A 17191-nucleotide genomic window follows, 5' to 3' on the forward strand; every position below is an offset into this window, starting at 1 on the left:
CCATGAGCGACGAAGAGCCCAAGGTAGGCAGACCCATCAAGCTCACCCCCGAGCTCCAGGAAGACCTGTTCCTCGCCCTCAAGGGCGGCCACAGCATCGCCTCGGCCGCCGAGCTCGTCGGCATCGCCGAGTCCACCGTCCACCACTGGCGTAACCTCGGCCTGGCCGACAACGCCCCGGACCTGTACGCGGACTTCGCCGCCGGGGTTATCCGGGCCCGAGCGAAGGCCCGCGACATCCTGGTCGCCGCGGCGTTCGCCGACGCGGTCGGCGGCGTCGAGATCAAGCGCACGATCCGCCCCGACGGGTCGGAGGAAGTGCAGACCACGCCGCCGAACGGCCGCGTCGCCCTGGAGCTGCTGTCACGGATGCACCCGGTGGACTGGGTGCAGCGCAAGGCCATCGAGGTGTCCAACCCCAAGGGCGAAAGCTTCCAGGTCTCGCACAATGTGGACCTGAGCGGCCTGGCCGAGCGGGTCGTCGAGGCCGCCCGCGCGGCCGAAGCGGAACTCGAAGCCGAGCACGCCGCCGGAGGTGACTCCCTGTGAGCGCCAAGGAGAACAGCGGGACACCGCCCCGGGAACCCTGGCACCCCGCCCCCTTCTACGTCACCGACAGCACCGGCTCCGTGGGCGTGGCCGGAGTACGCAGGCACCGCCAGGAGCGCCGACGGGTACGGCGGGAGGTCCAGCAGGCGCGAGACGCCCGGGTGCTGCGCCGCGCCGCCGAGCGGATCTTGCGCGCACGCGTCGAGTGCCCATCCCACCCCGAGCGCCCGGCGGGCTGCTCGACGTCGTCGTGCCTGGCGTGCCGGGACAACGCGGTGTTGACCCACGCGGCCCGCCTCGCCGCCGGCGACCATCCCGAAGGGCCGGCCACGGCCGCGCCCGTGCCCGCCGGCGGGCCGAAGCCGTCACCCGACCGGGCGGCCCCGGCGGCGCTCACCCAGGAGGCGCTCACCCGGGCCCTGGAGAGATTGCGGGCCGCGCCCTACCAGTCCCGCTACGCCGACTGGGAGTTCTACGACCTGAACCGCGCGGCCAGAGCGCTCGCGGCACCCGCAGGGAGCGCTGTCACCGAGCAGCGGAAGCGGGAGGTGGGCGAGCAGCTGGACGCCGAGGCCCGCGAGCTGTGGTGGAGGCGGATGCTGTTCGGCAACAGCCTCAGCGACGTGTCGCCGACGCAGGAGCCGGCCGCACCCGACACCGGTCCCGCAGAGGAGCCCGCCGAGCGGAGCCTCACCGAGGTGATCGAGCAGGAGCTGGAGCGGGAGCTGAAGCTGGAGTGGAACCGGCAGGTGTACGGCAACCCCGAGGGGGACCTGTCGCTCGCCAACTTCACCGGCCTGTTTTCCCTGGCAGCCGAGAAACCGCCGCTGCGCGGCTGCCTGGCCGCCGCAGTGGGTCAAGACGGGCGCAACCGGGCGGATCCGCGCGAGGCTGAGACGTGGATGTCGCGTGCCCCCTTCGAGCCGTCCTCACCGGCCGGGGGGTGGCCGGGGCCGCTGGAGAGGAGCCGGCCGGGCTGGGAGACGAAAGAGACCCCTGCCCCCGACGACGAGGACGAGCTGGACGAGGACGGCGGCGGTTCGGAGCCCGCCCACGACCACGCCGCGCGCTTGCCGGGCGGCTGGTCGCAGGTGCGCAACGACACCGGCCGCGCTGAGCGTGTTTTCCTGGCCGCCGACGTGAGCCGCGAGAACGACGACGTCGAGCTGTTCGTGTACGACGGCCGTGACTACACCACTTGGCGGCGATGGCAGCAGGGCCTGAGCCCCGCCGCCATCGCCAGGGAAGAATTCGCGAAGTGGACGTTCGACCTTTCCCGGGATCGCTTCTGGTAGCCGCCACGGTCTCGAGAACCTGGCGTCTCAGGAACACATGAAACGGCCCGCCCCGGAGAGTCTGGGGCGGGCCGTAGGTGGTTGGGTCAGCGGTAGACGGGGCTCACGCTCTCGGGGGGAACGCCTGCGATGTCGGCGAGACCCTGGGCGGGCGCACCCTCCGCCATGGCGAGGATCTGCGGCCACGCCGCCCGTTCCATCGTCGGCGTGTCCTTCCAGCCGTGCCCCGCTCGGAACGTCACCGAGCAGCCCCGCCCCCACATCGAGCGGGCCGCATCGAGCAGCGTCACCGTGAGCTGGAGATCCTCCCGGAACCACTCCTCATCGTTGATGAACGCTTCGACGAGGAACACCGGCAGCCCATCGGGCAGGATGAGCTGGCGGCGCTGGTAGATCGTGCACGCCCGCACCCAGTCGCCGAGACCGGCCTCCATCCGCTCGTCCAAGCCGTCGTTCCAGCGCAGCCACCGCGCCAGCGGATGGGTTTCGGCGAGGTCAGCCTGGGAGTAGGTGCCGGGCTCGGAGTAGCCGTGCAGCTGGTGGTGTTTGTTGTTGACCAGCCAGATCGGCCAGGAATCCTCTTCATCACCGTACGGGGCGAGCGTTCCGGCGAGCAACTGGTACGGGTCGGTGCGGCCCTCGAACGTGTGCCCGCCCGCCGACAGCAGGAGGTGAAGACGGCCGTCGGGCAGGCGCCGCGCCCAGGCCGAGCCGGTCGTGATGGTCACGTACCCGGCCGGGGCCCACACGGGCGGCTGCTCGTCCAGGACGTGAGCGGGCAGGCGAAAGCGGGCGGTCGCGTTGTAGCGGTTCCGGTGTTTGCCGTTGCGGAGGGCGCGAAGCAGGTTGCGGCGCAGGCTGCGTTTCATGCGGGGAAGGTTCCTTCCAAAGGGGGGCCGAGCCGCCCGGCGGGGTCCGGGCGGTTCGGCGGCTCGGGAGCGGCAACAGGTGCGGTCGCCGCCCGCCGTGGGAACGGCGGGGGCAGGGGTGGGCGGGCCGTACGGGGCTGTACAGCCCGCCCGAAGGGCTTTCGCGCGGGGAGGAGCCTCACCAGATACCGGGACTGCTCAATACCCCCCGAACGAGAGCAGGAGGCAAGCCCGGGGGCCGCGTGGTGCGGCCCCCGGGGCAGGCGGTCAGTTCACGGACAGCGGCGCCCGCAGCATCCCCAGCCGCAGTCGGAGCACCGCCTCCTGGTCGCTGGTCAGGCCGATGCTGTTGCCCTCGGCGTCGTGGCCGCACAGCAGGGCGGCGCCGTGGTAGTTCTGCCAGATGAACCCGCAGTCGCGGGCGAGTTCCGTGGCGACCGGGTTGACCTCCTTGCCGTCCAGGCCCTCGCCGTCGAGCCACATGTCGAGGTCGTCGCGCAGGGCGACCACTTCCACGGTGCGGCAGCCGATCTCCTTGTACATGACGGCCAGGTTGACCTCGGCGCCGTCGGCGATGGCGACCGTCTCGAACTGGCCGTTCTCGCGGATGAGGAGCGCGTTGCCCATGGGTGGTTCCTTCCGGTAGGCCGGGGGGCGGTGCCGCTCACCGCCCTGCCCAACACCTAAATCTTAGCGTTGTTCTCTAATGTCAGCAAGTCGGTGAGCGGCAAAACGGTAGGTCAGTGCCCGGTATTCGCGCACACCCAGCCGGTGCCCTCGATGAACTCCACGGCCGGGCCGTCGCAGGTCCGGCACGTCGCGATGTGCTGGCAGTCCGCCCCGAGGCAGATCCGCGCGCCGCAGCACAGCGTCTTGTCGTAGTCGTCCACGGGCGGCTCGTGGCGCCCGCAGTCCTCGCAGTGCCCGGGGGTGTCGAACTCCGTCAGCAGCGGCGTCGGGATGAGCGGCACGACGTAGGAAACCGGGGGAGCGACAGGCGGGTAAGGGGGGGAGATGGGGGCGAGGGGCGGCACGGAGGGCTCCAGTTCGGCGCGTACGGGGGTAGGGGGCCTCGCCCCGCCGCAGGGTGCGGCGGGGCGAGGTGGGAGGGGATGCTGGCCTGTCAGCCGCGCTTGCGTCCGGTCCCGTTGTGACGGGATCCGCGCTTGCGCAGCGTGAACATCAGCCACAGACCACCGCCGACCAGGGCGCCGCACAGCACGAACCCGACGATCAGCCGCCACACCGCGTCGGCCATCTGCCCGGCGACCGCGACCAGCTGGAGCGCGACCGGCTCACCGGCAGGCGGGGCGGACGACGCGGCGGGGAACACCACTTCCTGGGCGGGCTCCTGGCCGGTGGCCGTGTCCATGACGGGCATGGGGGCGGGCGCCCCCGTGAGCACCACGACCGGCGCGGGAGCGGGCGCCGGGGCGGCGCCGACCTGCGGGGCGGGCGCGGTGACCGTGGCCCGCACGGTGCGCGTCACGGCGGGCTTCGGCGTCGGGGTCGGCGTCTTGACCTTCGGCGTCACCGTGACCGTGACCGTCGGCTTCGGCGTGGCCGTCGGGGTCGCCGACGTGCTCGCCGAGGCGGTCGGCGACGGGGTCACCGTCACCGTCTCCCTGGGGGTCGGCGTGGCCGGAGCGGCGGCGGTGATCTCCACCACGCTCAGCTGCACATCCCCGGCCAGCGCCAGCCGGTAGGTGCCCGCCGCCTCCGGGGTGAACGAGGCGCCCAGCGACAGCGCACCCGTGCACAGCGGCGCCTCGCGGGTCACCAGGGTGGACGCCTGCCCGCCTGGCGTGGTGAGGGTGATGGCCGCCTGGCACACCTCGGAGGCGGTGGCCGCGACCTTCACCGAGTCACCGACCTTCACGGTCTGGCCGGAGGTGGGGGCGGTGATGTCGCCGGTGCCCGGCGCGGCCAGCGCGGGGGCGGGCGCCCAGAGCGCCACCACGATGGCGGCGATGGCTGCCAGGACAGCCAGGGGAGTGAAGCGCATTGCGCGTCCTTCCGGTAGATCCGGGCGGCGGGGCCGCTCCCCGCCACCCGGACAACCAAAAGCTTAGCGTTGTTCTGTAATGACGTCCACTGAAGTTGGCGGCGAATCTGATTGGACTTCATTACAGAACAACGCTAAAGTTAGACGTGTTGGTGGCGCGGTGAGCGGCACCGCCCCCGAACCGGAAGGACCCCATGACCGGCACCGTTCGCACCCCGGACCTGCACGTCGAGCACATGTCCAACCTCGCCCGGCAGCTGAACATCACCTCCGACACTCCTGCCCGTTTCGCGGTGGGCATGGCCAAGCACCACGCGGAGACCGCCGTCAAGATCGCCACCAAGTACGAGGGTGACCCCGGCGCGTTCGCCGAGCTCAACACGCAGATCCACCTCGCCCTCGCCTACATGTCCCGCCACGTGGACGGGCGCGGCTTCGAGTGCGTCGCCGACATGTTCGTGACCCTGCGGACCATCGCCCAGACCTACCTGCGCGGCCTCAGCCACACCCAGCGAGTCCTCCTCGCGGCCGGACGCGGCTTCCGCCACGCCCAGATGACCGAGGAGAACACCCGTGCCGGAGGTGACCCCGCCCTCATTACCTGGCTGAACCCCGTGTACTGCCCGACCAGCGAGGCGCTGACCCGCATCCAGCGCGCCGCCGACCGCCGATACGAGACCCGCTACCCGGACCTGGCGGGAGCCAGCGCCGACGACGCCGACCGCCGCCACGAACTCGCCACCCCCACCACCTACCGGTTCACCCTCGAATTCCGCTACGGCCTCCTCGACTGACCTCGCCCTCGCCTGGCCGCCCCGGCGCCTCCGGGGCGGCCCCGGCCGCCAGACCACCAGGCGCCGGCTACCAGAGCACCGCCCGCCGGGGGCGGTCGTTGCCCCCATGCGGGAGCGGCGACCGCCCCCGATCTTTTGCCGCCAACGCCGTTTGCATCATTACAGAACTACGCTAAAGTTGGAGGTGTTGGAAGGGGCGGTGAGCGGCACCGCCCCGATGCCGGAAGGAACCCCATGATCACCAGAGCCATCTCCTCCATCCCCGACCCTCAGGCCCTGTCCGAGCACCTGCACCTGGCCATCGCCACCGGCGAACTCACCCCCGCCGGAGCGGTCGCGTTCATCTCCCACCTCGCCCCCACCCTGACCCCCTTCGAGGCCCGCTGCATCTTCCGGCGCGGCGATCACCACCAGATGGCTTGCTCCTACGACCTGGTCACCTTCAAGCCCCGTTACGGCCCCCGCCTGCGAGTCTGGGAGCGCGTCGAGGGTTCGGAGAAGGGCATCCCGGTCATCCCCGAGATCGCCGAGAAGTACAGCCCCGACATCACCTGGTTCACCGACCTGTGATCCACCCGTGCCGCCCTGCCACACAGCGGGGCGGCACCCCGCCCGATCGACCTCCAAGGCGCGGACCGTACGAGCGGCGTACGGCCCTGGCCACCACCACCGGAAGGAACCACCGGAAGGAACCACCTCCCTTGCTCACCGTCCACACCTCCCCTCGCCAGGGCATCATCGTGCTCGGCACCACCCGCGCCGATCGCCGCGCTCTCGGCAACCGCAAGAACGGCGGCGCCGGGCTGCGCTGGTCCGATCACATCGAGCACGGCGACGAGGTCGGCGCCTGGTTCGTGCCGCACTCGCAGGGCAAGCACAACTCCCGCAACCGGGCCCGCGCCCAGGAGATCGCCACCCACCTGCGCGGTCTCGGCTACCAGGTGGCTGAGGAGACCAGCGACGAAACCCGAGATGTCGCCGAGGCCGAGGCCGACCGCGCTGAGCGCGCCGACGACCGCGCCGACCGCTTCGCCCAGTACGGGCGCAACGCCGCCAACCGCGCCACCAGCCGCCGCCGCGCCTCCGACGCCGCCGTCGAGGGCATCCCCGCCGGGCAGCCCGTCATGTCCCGCCACCACCGCAACGCGCTCGACCGCAGCCACACGAACATGCGGGCCGCGATCGACGAAGACCGCCGCTCCGCCTACTGGGGAAGCCGGGCCAAAGCCGCCGCCCGCCTCCAGGAACACCGCCTCGACCCCGGCACCACCCAGCGGCGCATCAAGAAGCTCACCGCCGACCACAGACGCACCCAGCGCGCCCTGGACGGTGTGAACCACCACGGCCACCCCACCACCAACGGGCCCGCGACCGGCGAGCACCGCGAGCGCCTGCTGTTCGAGCTCGGCGAGCTCGCCAACCACCTCGCCTATTGGGAGGACCTCATCACCCAGGCCCAGGCCGACGGCGTGAAGATCTGGGGGCCCGCCGACTTCACCAAGGGTGATTTCGCCCTGCGTGACGGCCACTGGGTCGAGGTGATCCGCGTCAACCTCAAGTCCCTCACCATGCCCGCCCTCGTGGCGACCGCTGGCCGCCTCTACACCCGCAAGGAGGACTCGCCGTACTCGTGGACCGACCCGTTGCCCTACGACAAGGTGCAGGGCCGTCTCAGCGCGGCTGAGGCCGCCGAGAAGTACCCGCCCACCACCGCCCCGTAACCCCCTGGTGCCCGCCCGAGCGGCGGGCGGGCACCACCACCGGAAGGAACCCCCTCGTGACCCTCGACGCTCCCACCCGCCGCCCGGCCGACCCCTGCGACACATGCAGCGCGCCCCCCGGCCAGAAGTGCGCGCACAACTGCCCGCGCCGCCCGTACGACCCGGCCACCAACCCCACCAACGACGAACGCGCCGAGTACGCCGACGCCGCTCTCACCGCCTACGCCGCCAACCACTACCACGCCCCCGACGACGACCTCACCCTCACCGGCAACCTCGACCAGGCCGCCCGCGACCTCATCGGCAACCTGTTCCACCGTCTCGACCGCGCCGGACTCCACCCCGGCCACCTCCTGCACGCCGCGTACACCCGCTACGCCCACGAGCAGCACCACGGCGAGCCCGGCTACACCAAGTCCACCGCCTACACCCTCGGCTGCGACCCCGCCCAGGGGTGCGGCGCCGACCCCGCCCAGGGGTGCGGCGCCGACCCCGGCCAGGCGTGCGCGTGGAACTGCCCCACCTGGCGGCAACCGCCTGCTGAACAGCCCGCTGAGGAACCTCAGCCCGAGACCCCGCCCGCTCCCGACCTGCCCGCCTGGACCGTCGTCGGCCTGCTCGACCTGGACTACGCCCCGCCCCCGCTGTACGTCGCCGCCGTCCTGCCCGGCAACACCCCCATCCACGACAGCCGTACGAAAAGCGGCCCCGGCGGGCACCTCCAGCGCTGGGCCGCCACCGTGCGGGCCGCGACCGCCGACGAAGCGGCCACGCTCGCCGAGCGCCAGGCCCTCGCCTCTCCTCCCGACGACGAGCACGACGACGACGTCTGACCCCGACGCCCCGTGAACACCCGGCTGGCCCTGCCCGAGCGGCGGGCAGGGCCAGCCACCACCGGAAGGAATACCCCGTGAACAGCCCCCTCACCGACCAGCCCGCCCCCACCGACGGCGGCGCCGACGACTCCGGCGGCCTGACCAACACCGACCGCGCCGACCGCGCAGCCTCCCCCCTCCAGGCATTCGCCGACGCCAGCTACAACGCGCGAGGAGACCGCGACCTCACCGACCCGACCGCCGCCGAGCAGAGCGCCCGCGACTACATCACCGACCTGTGCCACTTCCTTGACCGCCACGCCATCGCCCCCACCACCGCCCTGTACAGCGGCTACGACATGTACCTCCAGGAGCTGGACGAGGACGACGCAGGCGACTCCCCGGCCGCCGCCCACGTCCGCCCCTGCCCCGTCTGCTCCGCCGACGCCGCCAAGCCCTGCGCGTGGGGCTGCCCCTCCTGGTCTCCCCCCGCCCCCTGGCGCCGAGCCGCAACCAACCCCTACGACACGCCGCCCGAGCAGGCCGCGCCGGGGTACGCCGTCGTGGCCGCCCCCACCCTCCACCGCACCACCATTCAACTCCCGGCCGCGCCGCCCGCCGAGCAGCCCCCGGCCGACGACGAGCCCGACCCCGAGCCCGTCATGGTGGACCTGGCCGAGATCGTCGATGGCCAGGGCGCCCTCGAAACCTGCGGTTGCGGCGAGTGGATCACCTGCTACGACGGCGAGTGGTTCCACATCTTCAACCCGGCCCTGGTCGGCGCCGACGACCACGACGCCGCCCCCTGACTCCTGCATCACCCCACGAAGGAAGGGGCGTCCGCCACACCGGCGGGCGCCCCTTCCCCGTACCTGCGCAAACGAGAGCAGACACTAACCTCCGTCACCGTCCACTCTTCCTCCCCGAGACGCCAGGACACCCCGTCCTGGCCGCCAACCGGGAGGGCAGACGCGTGGACACCATCCAAGCTCGGCACTACCACCGAGGCCGAGTCACCGGCGCCCCCCGCGTCATCGTCATCCACACCATGGAATCCCCCGAGGCGGGCACCACCGCCGAGGACGTAGCCCGCTACTTCCAGCGCCTGCCCGCCGACCGGCCCGCCTCCGCCCACATCAACGTGGACAACAACTCAGCGGTCCGCTGCGTCGCCGACGCCGACACCGCGTTCGGCGCCCCCGGCTGCAACGCCGACGGCCTGCACCTGGAGATGGCTGGCCGCGCCGGACAGAGCACCTCCCAGTGGGCCGACGCCTACAGCATCGCGATGCTCCACAACGCCGCCCGCGTCGTCGCCGCCTGGTGCGCCAAGTACGACATCCCGGCCCGGCGCCTCACCCGCGCCCAGCTGCGCGCCGGCGAACGCGGCATCGTCGGCCACGCCGACGTCTCCGCCGTCTACCGCCGCTCCGACCACTGGGACCCTGGCAACAACTTCCCGTGGGACTGGTTCATCAACCTCATCCGCCAGTACCTCAAGGGCGAAACCCCCACCCCCGCCAAGCCCACCCCAGCCAAGCCGAACAAGCCCGTCGCCAAGCCCTGGCCGGGCCACCTGATGCGCTACAACCCCGCCATCCCCCTCACCCGCCGCGACGACGTCCGCGCCTGGCAGCAGCGCCTCAAGGACCTCGGCTACACCGTCACCGTGGACGGCCTGTTCGGCAAGATGACCGCCGCCGCCACCAAGGTCTTCCAGCGTGAGAAGAAGCTCACCGTGGACGGCATCGTCGGCCCCGCCACGTGGGGAGCCGCCTGGTGACCGGCTGGCTCATCCTCATCTACCTCGTCGGCCTGGTCATCACCGCCCGCAAAGCCACCTTGGCCGAACTCAACGCGGGCATTTTCGCCCCGATTGAGGCCCGCGCCTTCGGCTTCGCCATCGGTCTGTGCTGGCCCTTCATGCTCCTCGCCCTGCTCATCACCGGCGGCCTACCCAAGACCGACGTCCAGCTGCGCGCTGACCTCGCCGCCCGCGACCGGCGAATCGCCGAACTTCAAGCCGCACTCCGCGCCCGCCCCTGACCCCTGCACCACCCACCGAACGGAGAACCCCGTCATGTCCCCCACCCCCGCCCGCAAGGTACGCCTCACTCCCCGAACCATCCGGGAGGCCGTGGTCCTTACCGCTAACAGCGTCCTGGCCTTCTACGCGCTTGTCTGGACGCTCGACAGCGTTCTGCCGAATACCTACTCCACCCTGATGCTCGCCCTCGCCGTGACCATCGCCTGGAGCGGGTTCACCGTCTACGTCGTCCGCGGCATCATTGACGACGCCCACACGGCCCGCGCCGCCCAGAAGCAGCCTGAGGACAGGGCCGAGCGGCTCACCGTCGCCTACGACCGCATCGCCCGCCTCCCCATCCACTCCACGACGCTCGGCGTGTTGACCAACCACGCCATGCACACTCTCGACGACCAGGCGAGCGGCGATGACATCGCGCTCGCCATCTCCGACCTCATCATCGAGCGCAACATCCCATGCTTCGCCGCGATCCCCGACTACGAAAGCAACCGCGAGCGCGTCCCCGACGACTGCGACGCCTACGACGACTCCGCCGACCTGGCCAAGCTGATCATTCCCTACGGCGGGAGCGTCGCCTTCCGGCTCCACGAAAGCAACTGCGTCCGCCCCTTCGCCTTCGGCGACGAGATCACCATCGGCTGCCCCGACGGCAGCCGCGCGACCGCCAAGGTCATCGGCTGGGGGAGCCGCCCCGCCGCGCGACGCAACCGCCCCGCGGAGCTCGTCGGCCCCATGGTGGCCATCACCTCCGTCACCATCCCCGCCGAGCAGGCCGGCGCCTCCCAGTGACCGGCGGCCACGCGCGCCTCGTCCTCGAACAGCTGCGGCCGGCCTACAGCCACCAGCTCATCCAGGAGGCGTTCGCCGCCTTCGGCGCGGACGACCCCATGGACGACGTGCTGATCGCCGCGGCCACACGGCACCAGGAGGAGTTCGCCAAGGCCCACCGCATCTTCGGCGGTCTGCCGTCTCGCACCCTCAATCGCCTGATCGCGGAGGCGTACCCGATCATCCCCGGAGGCGCCGACCGCGAGGAGAGCATCTGCTTCATCGCCGACCGCGCCATCGAACAAGGCGTCGCCCCCGCCGAGAAAGAACCCACCTGATGACCACCCAGAACACCCCGATGGCCGTCCTCGCCGCTCACCTCGACGAGGACGAGGAGATGGCCCGCGCCGCAGCCGACGAGGCCGGCGAAGCCGAATGGTCAACCGGCGGGCACTTCAGCAACGCCGTCCTCACCGAGCAGGCCGGGACAGCCGTGGCCGTCGGCCCGTGGGCTGACGGCTTCCTCGCGGACGACCTGCGCGACCACATCGCCCGCCACGACCCCGCCCGCGCCCTCCGCATGGTCGAGGCTGTGCGCAAGCTCCTCGACGCCCACGTCGGCTACTACGGCGACGGAGACGACGAGAACCTGCCCATCCCGACGATCTCGATCCTCGCGAGGATCTGGGACGACAGCGAGGCATCCCCCCGCGTGGTCGGCGCGGTGACCAGATGACCGGCCAGAACCCGATGGCCGTCTTCGTCGCGGCCCGCCTCGACGAAGACGAGTGGGTGGCCCGCGAGTCGCGGCGCACCGGCCCGGCCCCGGGCGACCACGAGCTGTACGTCCTGGACGACGACCACCGCCACAACCAGATCGTCATCAGCGGCCCGCGGGCCCTGGCCGAGGTCGAGGCCAAGCGGCGCACCCTGGCCCGCCACCCCGGCGCGACCGCGAGCAGCGAATGCCCCGGCTGCGCCGCACACCTGGATGGCACCTGGGTAACCCCGGCCGGCGCGACCTGCCCGCAACTCGCCGACCTCGCCGCCCCGTACGCCGACCACCCCGGCTACGCCACCCTCACCACCGGACAGACTGGAGACCCCCGATGATCGGCCGCCACGGACATGTCACCGCCCGCCGAGACCGGCAGCGCGCCCGCTGCGGCACCGCCCGCTCCTGCCGCATCTGCCAGCTGGAGCAGGACGACCGCGACCACACCGCCGCCGAGCGAATCACCCTCGCCTTCCACAACCACTACGAAGATTTCGCCCCCACCTACGGCTTCCGCCCCCGGGAGGAACCCGGAGTGCCCTGGGACGAGGTCCCCGACGCCACCAAGAAGCTGCTGACCGAAACCATCCGCCGGCTCCTGGCCCACGACATCATCCGCGCCGGAGCCGGCTTCAACGCCTCGCACGCCTTGCCGCCCTACGCCCCTTCGGTTCACCAGACCATCCGCGACGCTTACCGGGTCATCGACAGCGCCGCGATCCGCGACCGCGCCAGCTTCCTCGTCCGGCAGGCCCGTCACAAGCTCAGCGTCGGAATGGACTTCGACGACGTCGTTATCGCCGCCGCCAACCTCGTCTACAAGGTCACCGCCTCCCGCTACGACTTCCCCGCCGACGAGGCGCCCGCTCGCGTCCGCGACGCCCTGGAGGTCCTCGGCACCCTCTCCGAGAAGGAAGGCGCCAAGTACGTGGCGCAGGCGATGCGCGAGCTGTCCGACCCCAACGCCGACCCCTACGGAGCAGGCGACGACGACGGGGTGCTGCTGGGGGACGCGATCCTCGCCGCCGCCGACCGCCGCCGCCGCAACCTCGCCGCCGACGACATCGTGGCCCGCCTGCCGCCGGCGACCGCTGAGGCGCTCCACGCGGAGCTCGACGCCGAGGAGAAGTCCGCCGCCGCCAACACCTCGCCGGACACGTACTCCCGAGCCCACACGACACGCGACCCCGAAACGAAGCAGATCGAGATCGCCCACCGCGCCCTGGCCGAGGGCGCACCGCTGTTCGACCAGCCGCCCGCCTACCTGATCTGCCGCCCCCCCATCGTGCCTGAAGGCTGTGATGCCTACCTCGACCTGGGCGCCACGGGCACCTACGCCGGGGCCGTCCTGCCCGAAGACCACTGCGCCCGCTACCTGAACCCCGGCGAGACCATCACCGTCGGCGACCAGACCGGGCGGCGCAGCGCCGCCACCGTCACCTACCGGGTGACCAAGCCCGCCGACGACGAGTCGGGCCGCCTGGTCCACGCCGGCGCGCTCGTCCAGCTGCAGGGCCTCACCACCGACCCGTCGCTACGGCCGGCGCCGCTGACGGTGAGTACGTGCAAGCACTGCTCCGAACCCGTCACCTACTGCACCGACTCTGCCCAGCGCGCCGTCGAGGAGCCGCGGTGGTGGCACACCGGCTACGTGGTGTCGTGCAGCACCCGGCCGAAGGGCCACCGCAAGGGCGGGTGGCCGGTGGCCACTCCCAGCCCTGCCGACGTCCACGCCCACGAACGGGCCGTCGAAGCCTACGAACACCGCGTCGCAGAGGCCCGCGAGACCCTGGAACGCATGCCGTCCCAGACCCGCGCCGCCGAGAAACTCGCCGAAGCAGGCGCCACCCTCACCAAGACCCCCGGCCAGTACTACAGCGAGGAGGGGGCCTACCTGCTGGCCGCCGAGAACGTCATCGCGATGCAGACGGCGCTCGACATGCGGCCCCTCGACGTGATCCGCGCCGAACGCGAGCAGCGGGCGGCGACACTCACCTCCGAAAGCTGAGTGCCGCCGCCCACTGCTGAACCTTCTACACGCCCATGGCGGTGAACACCGCCCACGCCACACCCGCCCCGGCCGCCGCACCCGCGACGGCCTGGGCGAGCGTGTGGTGAGAAATCCGCACCCTCGCCCACCCGATCACCGCCACCAGCACCGCACCCACCGCGAGCGTCACCACGGCCGGCAGCACGTACGCCAGCACCACCACGACCCCGGCCGCCGTGCTCGTATGAAACGAGATCTTCCACAACAAGGTGATCGGGCCCAGCACCGCCAGCCAGCCGAGCATCACCACCACCATCGCCGTCAGCTCCACCGGCTCCCCGTCAGCCAGAACCAACACCAGTAGCGTCACCAGCACGGCCGCCAGCGCCGCCAGCATCGGCTTGAAACGGCTCCTGCGCTCCACGATGTGCCGCGAGTCCAACCGGCCCCGCCACACGCCGACCGCGATCACCGCAGCCGGTACCCCGCCGCACACCGCCGAGACTCCCGCACCCCACGCCGCACCCGCCCAGCCGGCCGCCAGCGCGCCGACCACCGGCGGCAGGCTCAGCATCAGGTTCTGCGGCGCGAACACCTCCGTCACCGCCCACGCGAACCCGTTCAGGCCGGTACGCGGACCGGCCCCAACCGCTTCCACGCCCGCCACAACCTGATCAGCCACTGCGCCTCCTGAACATCGTTTCCACCTTCAACCGGCGCCCCGGGCACCAGCCCGCCGCCCGGGGCGCCGGTCTGCCTCACCGTGAGAGCCTCCCGCAGCTGAAGCGCCGCGGCTCCCGCATCCACCCGGCCGCTCTCGTACGTACCTTCCGGCAGGTACGCGGCCAGCTGACGCAGCACGTCGTGGCATTCGACCACCCGCCGGTGCAGCCGCAGCCGCCACGGCCCGCCGACCTCCAGCACCACGCCCGGCTCCAGCCCCGCCAGCAGCCGCCACAGGCCGCCCAGCCGGGTGTACAGCCACCAGGCGTACGCCGCAGTGACCCCGCGGTGCAGCGCCTGCCACGCCATCCCGGCGATCAGCAGCAGAACGCTCGGGATCAGCAGGAACGTCTGGTCGAAGCCCAGATCGTAGACGGTCAGCCCGGCCAGGCCCGCCAGCGCGTACACCGGCGACAGGGCGCACCACACCGCGCCGGCCCCGAACAGGACGAGCTGGACGCGCAGCACGCCGCTCGTCTGCGCCGCGGCTGAGGCACACGTCGCGGCCAGGGCGAGCACGACGAACGCCACATACAGGTACCACAGCAGGAAATGCGCCCACCCCGCCCAGACCTCCCCGCTGTTCAGCGTGAACCGGCTCTGGTCGGCGAAGAACACATTCGTCTCACCCCACCGGTCCGCGCCGGCGAAGTAGGTGATGATCAGGCAGATGATGACCGTGATCGTCGCGATGATGTGCACCCGCCCGCGGCGACCGGCCACCCCGGACATGTACAGGGCGACGCCGACCGCGCCGATCATCGCCGTGCAGCGCTTCAGCAGCGACGACAGCGTCACCTCGCCAGCGTCCACCAGGGCGGCGACCTCGGGGCGGGCCAGGGTGAACCCGACCGCGATCCCTGTGAACATCAGCAACAACCCCTGGTCTTGCCGGGTGGCGCGCTGACGCAGCCGCACCGCGACGGCGGCCCACAGCGCCGCCGTTATCAGCCAGCCCGTCACCGCAGACCGTCCATGGCCTGGCGGATCCGCCCGATCCGGCCGCCTTCAGGCTCAGCGGCCTGGTCTCCGGCGATAGCGAGTGTCGCGTACAACTCAGCGTGCCTTTCCTCTTCGACTTCGTACTGGGATCGCGCCATGTACCGGGCCACCATCTCCGGATCCAGATCCGGAAACAGGCCGGTGAGCGTGGACTGCATGTCCTGGCTGAGGGCCGACTGCGTCTCGGCGCCCAGGCCGTGCCCGAAGGTCTCCGCCGGCGACGACATCAGCAGGTGCCCGACCTCGTGGCCGATGATCTGCCACCGGTGCACACCGGTCGTGCCGCGGGGGACGTGGATGTGGTCGGTTCTCCCGTCGAACCGCCACAGGCCGCACACCGTGAGCGGCAGATTGTCCTCGTGCAACACGATCGGGTGGCCGCGGACCTCTTCCACCCGGGCGAGGTAGACGCCGACGTCGAACGGGCGAGGCGCGCGGACCGCGTCCAGCGCGGCACGGACAGGGGCAGGGACGGTGAACCGGCGGGGCATGACGAGACCTTTCCGGACGTGTGTCCGAAGATTACAAAAGTTTGTGATCTCTCATGCCTGATTGGGTCTTTCGCCGTGTTCCCGTTCGATCACATGCGCGATCCGGCGGCGCGCGGAGTCGTCCAGGCCCGCCGCCCGCAAGGCGATCTGCTGGATCTGCTGGTCCTTCATGGCCGTGAGCAGGGCGAGTTGAGATTCCACCCGCTCGCGGATCTCCTCGTCGCCGATCAGGTACTCCACCGGCACGCCAAAAAGCCGCGCGATGCCGGTCACCTCGTTCAACAGCGCCCACCGCCGCTCACCGGAGACGAGCTCGGCCAGGGCCTGCTCGGTGATCGGTGTCCCGGCCGCGGCGATCGCCGCCGAGGCCTCGCCCGGGGAGTACGGCTGCCCGGTCTCCAGGTTCTTCAGGGTGGCGAACAGGTGCCTGAGGCGCTCGGGGATCTGCCCGGCGCGGACGGCGTCCGCGAGCAGGACGAGCTGGGCCTCCAGACGCGCGACATACGCCATCTGGGCCTCGTCGGCGCCAGCGCGCAGGTACTGGACGGGCACACCGAAGAACTGGGCGATTCCCAGAGCCTTCTCCAGCGACACCGTGGTGCGCGATCCAGTGCTGATCAGCGACAGGTAGGCGGCGGTGATCGGCTCCCCGGCGGCGGTGATCGCCGCGGAGACCTCCCGGATGCTGAACGGCTTCCCGTCGGCGGGGTTGAGGACGTGCTGGAACAGGAAAGTGAGCCGAGCAGACAGCGACATGCCAGCTCACCCCTATGTTAACTCTGGTTGACAGGACAGACATTAGCGGAACCAGAGCGCCTCATCAAGGCCGTTAACCGTGGTTGACATTAAGGACTTTAGCCGTAAACATACACGGACAACGGGGCCTTAACTGTGGTTAACGCCCCTCTCTGCTGACACACCGCTGAGGGGCACAGGGTGAACGACAGCACCACCAAAGCACCGACACCGGACATCACCTTCGTCCTGGAGCAGTACCTCCAAGACATCTACCAACCCGGAGACGACAACGACAAGTTCGCCCGCCTGGACGCCATCGCCTCCGGCCTCGCCCTCAACGACCAGCGAGGCCGGATCCTCCACGCCGCCCTCGCGATCGAGACCGTACGCCTCAACCAAGACGAGCACGTCACACCGAAGGCGGTCATCGCCCGCCTGCCGTTCGCCACCCCCCTGCAACGGGGCAAAACCTTCGTCTACGACCTCATCCGAGACGCCCCCGCCCACGCCGCCAACCTCACCAACCTCATCGCCCAGGAACAGGCGACCCTGGCCGCGATCGCCGCCACCCACAGCGCCCGCACCACCCCCCCCCCCCCCCCCCCCCCCC

23 protein-coding genes are annotated in these 17191 nt (G+C 71.2%); 15 read left to right on the plus strand and 8 right to left on the minus strand.

Annotated elements, in window-relative coordinates:
- Positions 1-2 precede the first annotated feature (2 nt).
- Together ABD817_RS37530 and ABD817_RS37535 are read left to right on the plus strand one after the other, a co-directional pair.
- Positions 3-548: a hypothetical protein gene (locus ABD817_RS37530; RefSeq protein ID WP_344923212.1), complete on the plus strand. Its 546-nt coding sequence runs from the start codon at positions 3-5 to the stop codon at positions 546-548.
- Entirely contained in the window at positions 545-1843 is a 1299-nt protein-coding gene (locus ABD817_RS37535) for a hypothetical protein (RefSeq protein WP_344923214.1), read from the plus strand. The genes ABD817_RS37530 and ABD817_RS37535 overlap by 4 nt, the downstream gene beginning before the upstream one ends.
- Positions 1844-1929: 86 nt before the next feature.
- Here the strand turns inward: ABD817_RS37535 and ABD817_RS37540 are convergent, their stop codons facing one another.
- The 4 genes from ABD817_RS37540 to ABD817_RS37555 all read right to left on the minus strand — a co-directional run bounded on the left by ABD817_RS37540 (position 1930) and on the right by ABD817_RS37555 (position 4717).
- The gene (locus ABD817_RS37540; RefSeq protein ID WP_344923215.1) at positions 1930-2712 is read right to left on the minus strand and encodes a hypothetical protein; all 783 of its coding nucleotides are present in this window, start codon (positions 2710-2712) and stop codon (positions 1930-1932) included.
- 267 nt (positions 2713-2979) lie between these two features.
- Positions 2980-3339 carry a DUF3846 domain-containing protein gene (locus tag ABD817_RS37545; RefSeq protein WP_344923216.1) on the minus strand — a complete coding sequence of 120 codons (360 nt, stop codon included), beginning with the start codon at positions 3337-3339 and terminating at the stop codon, positions 2980-2982.
- Between the two features lie 113 nt (positions 3340-3452).
- Positions 3453-3746 (minus strand): hypothetical protein, encoded by a 294-nt coding sequence (locus ABD817_RS37550; protein ID WP_344923217.1) that lies wholly within the window; start codon positions 3744-3746, stop codon positions 3453-3455.
- Between the two features lie 89 nt (positions 3747-3835).
- Complete coding sequence (locus tag ABD817_RS37555) at positions 3836-4717, minus strand: hypothetical protein (protein ID WP_344923218.1); 882 nt, start codon at positions 4715-4717, stop codon at positions 3836-3838.
- A 194-nt stretch (positions 4718-4911) separates the two neighbouring features.
- Between ABD817_RS37555 and ABD817_RS37560 the strand changes: the two genes are divergently transcribed.
- The 12 genes from ABD817_RS37560 to ABD817_RS37615 all read left to right on the plus strand — a co-directional run bounded on the left by ABD817_RS37560 (position 4912) and on the right by ABD817_RS37615 (position 13645).
- Positions 4912-5511 (plus strand): hypothetical protein, encoded by a 600-nt coding sequence (locus ABD817_RS37560; RefSeq protein WP_344923219.1) that lies wholly within the window; start codon positions 4912-4914, stop codon positions 5509-5511.
- Between the two features lie 234 nt (positions 5512-5745).
- Positions 5746-6081, plus strand: a complete 336-nt coding sequence (locus ABD817_RS37565; protein ID WP_344923220.1) for a hypothetical protein — start codon at positions 5746-5748, stop codon at positions 6079-6081.
- A gap of 131 nt (positions 6082-6212) precedes the next feature.
- Complete coding sequence (locus tag ABD817_RS37570) at positions 6213-7232, plus strand: DUF3560 domain-containing protein (RefSeq protein ID WP_344923221.1); 1020 nt, start codon at positions 6213-6215, stop codon at positions 7230-7232.
- Between the two features lie 56 nt (positions 7233-7288).
- Positions 7289-8065, plus strand: coding sequence for a hypothetical protein (locus ABD817_RS37575; RefSeq protein WP_344923222.1), 777 nt, complete (start codon positions 7289-7291; stop codon positions 8063-8065).
- A gap of 77 nt (positions 8066-8142) precedes the next feature.
- Positions 8143-8856: a hypothetical protein gene (locus ABD817_RS37580; RefSeq protein WP_344923223.1), complete on the plus strand. Its 714-nt coding sequence runs from the start codon at positions 8143-8145 to the stop codon at positions 8854-8856.
- A 164-nt stretch (positions 8857-9020) separates the two neighbouring features.
- Positions 9021-9830, plus strand: a complete 810-nt coding sequence (locus ABD817_RS37585) for a peptidoglycan recognition protein family protein (protein ID WP_344923224.1) — start codon at positions 9021-9023, stop codon at positions 9828-9830.
- Positions 9827-10093 (plus strand): hypothetical protein, encoded by a 267-nt coding sequence (locus tag ABD817_RS37590; RefSeq protein ID WP_344923225.1) that lies wholly within the window; start codon positions 9827-9829, stop codon positions 10091-10093. Before ABD817_RS37585 ends, ABD817_RS37590 begins: the two co-directional genes overlap by 4 nt.
- Positions 10094-10127: 34 nt before the next feature.
- Positions 10128-10883, plus strand: a complete 756-nt coding sequence (locus ABD817_RS37595) for a hypothetical protein (RefSeq protein WP_344923226.1) — start codon at positions 10128-10130, stop codon at positions 10881-10883.
- The gene (locus ABD817_RS37600; protein ID WP_344923227.1) at positions 10880-11200 is read left to right on the plus strand and encodes a hypothetical protein; all 321 of its coding nucleotides are present in this window, start codon (positions 10880-10882) and stop codon (positions 11198-11200) included. The genes ABD817_RS37595 and ABD817_RS37600 overlap by 4 nt, the downstream gene beginning before the upstream one ends.
- Positions 11200-11598, plus strand: a complete 399-nt coding sequence (locus ABD817_RS37605; protein ID WP_344923228.1) for a DUF6221 family protein — start codon at positions 11200-11202, stop codon at positions 11596-11598. The genes ABD817_RS37600 and ABD817_RS37605 overlap by 1 nt, the downstream gene beginning before the upstream one ends.
- Positions 11595-11975, plus strand: a complete 381-nt coding sequence (locus ABD817_RS37610; RefSeq protein WP_344923229.1) for a DUF6221 family protein — start codon at positions 11595-11597, stop codon at positions 11973-11975. The genes ABD817_RS37605 and ABD817_RS37610 overlap by 4 nt, the downstream gene beginning before the upstream one ends.
- Positions 11972-13645 (plus strand): hypothetical protein, encoded by a 1674-nt coding sequence (locus ABD817_RS37615; protein ID WP_344923230.1) that lies wholly within the window; start codon positions 11972-11974, stop codon positions 13643-13645. The genes ABD817_RS37610 and ABD817_RS37615 overlap by 4 nt, the downstream gene beginning before the upstream one ends.
- A 25-nt stretch (positions 13646-13670) precedes the next feature.
- Here the strand turns inward: ABD817_RS37615 and ABD817_RS37620 are convergent, their stop codons facing one another.
- The 4 genes from ABD817_RS37620 to ABD817_RS37635 are packed head-to-tail and all read right to left on the minus strand — an operon-like array spanning position 13671 to position 16599.
- A complete protein-coding gene (locus ABD817_RS37620; protein WP_344923231.1) occupies positions 13671-14285 on the minus strand; it encodes a hypothetical protein in 615 nt (204 codons plus the stop codon).
- Complete coding sequence (locus ABD817_RS37625) at positions 14249-15313, minus strand: MAB_1171c family putative transporter (protein ID WP_344923232.1); 1065 nt, start codon at positions 15311-15313, stop codon at positions 14249-14251. The genes ABD817_RS37620 and ABD817_RS37625 overlap by 37 nt, the downstream gene beginning before the upstream one ends.
- The gene (locus ABD817_RS37630; protein ID WP_344923233.1) at positions 15310-15843 is read right to left on the minus strand and encodes a hypothetical protein; all 534 of its coding nucleotides are present in this window, start codon (positions 15841-15843) and stop codon (positions 15310-15312) included. Before ABD817_RS37630 ends, ABD817_RS37625 begins: the two co-directional genes overlap by 4 nt.
- A 51-nt stretch (positions 15844-15894) precedes the next feature.
- Entirely contained in the window at positions 15895-16599 is a 705-nt protein-coding gene (locus tag ABD817_RS37635) for a hypothetical protein (protein ID WP_344923234.1), read from the minus strand.
- A 180-nt stretch (positions 16600-16779) separates the two neighbouring features.
- On the opposite strand from ABD817_RS37635, the gene ABD817_RS37640 reads away from it, so the two are divergent.
- Positions 16780-17191, plus strand: a 412-nt coding sequence (locus tag ABD817_RS37640; RefSeq protein ID WP_344923235.1) for a hypothetical protein, incomplete at its 3' end; no start/stop codon positions are given.

This window comes from Streptosporangium oxazolinicum, from assembly GCF_039537505.1.
Taxonomy (GTDB): Bacteria; Actinomycetota; Actinomycetes; order Streptosporangiales; family Streptosporangiaceae; genus Streptosporangium; species Streptosporangium oxazolinicum.

Bases quoted from the DNA above. Each gene is read 5' to 3' on its own strand.
- ABD817_RS37605 (WP_344923228.1), top strand. From the start codon at position 11,200: ATGACCACCCAGAACACCCCGATGGCCGTCCTCGCCGCTCACCTCGAC.
- ABD817_RS37595 (WP_344923226.1), top strand. From the start codon at position 10,128: ATGTCCCCCACCCCCGCCCGCAAGGTACGCCTCACTCCCCGAACCATC.
- ABD817_RS37545 (WP_344923216.1), bottom strand. From the start codon at position 3,339: ATGGGCAACGCGCTCCTCATCCGCGAGAACGGCCAGTTCGAGACGGTC.
- ABD817_RS37555 (WP_344923218.1), bottom strand. From the start codon at position 4,717: ATGCGCTTCACTCCCCTGGCTGTCCTGGCAGCCATCGCCGCCATCGTG.
- ABD817_RS37630 (WP_344923233.1), bottom strand. From the start codon at position 15,843: ATGCCCCGCCGGTTCACCGTCCCTGCCCCTGTCCGTGCCGCGCTGGAC.
- ABD817_RS37540 (WP_344923215.1), bottom strand. From the start codon at position 2,712: ATGAAACGCAGCCTGCGCCGCAACCTGCTTCGCGCCCTCCGCAACGGC.
- ABD817_RS37530 (WP_344923212.1), top strand. From the start codon at position 3: ATGAGCGACGAAGAGCCCAAGGTAGGCAGACCCATCAAGCTCACCCCC.
- ABD817_RS37610 (WP_344923229.1), top strand. From the start codon at position 11,595: ATGACCGGCCAGAACCCGATGGCCGTCTTCGTCGCGGCCCGCCTCGAC.
- ABD817_RS37565 (WP_344923220.1), top strand. From the start codon at position 5,746: ATGATCACCAGAGCCATCTCCTCCATCCCCGACCCTCAGGCCCTGTCC.
- ABD817_RS37635 (WP_344923234.1), bottom strand. From the start codon at position 16,599: ATGTCGCTGTCTGCTCGGCTCACTTTCCTGTTCCAGCACGTCCTCAAC.
- ABD817_RS37615 (WP_344923230.1), top strand. From the start codon at position 11,972: ATGATCGGCCGCCACGGACATGTCACCGCCCGCCGAGACCGGCAGCGC.
- ABD817_RS37560 (WP_344923219.1), top strand. From the start codon at position 4,912: ATGACCGGCACCGTTCGCACCCCGGACCTGCACGTCGAGCACATGTCC.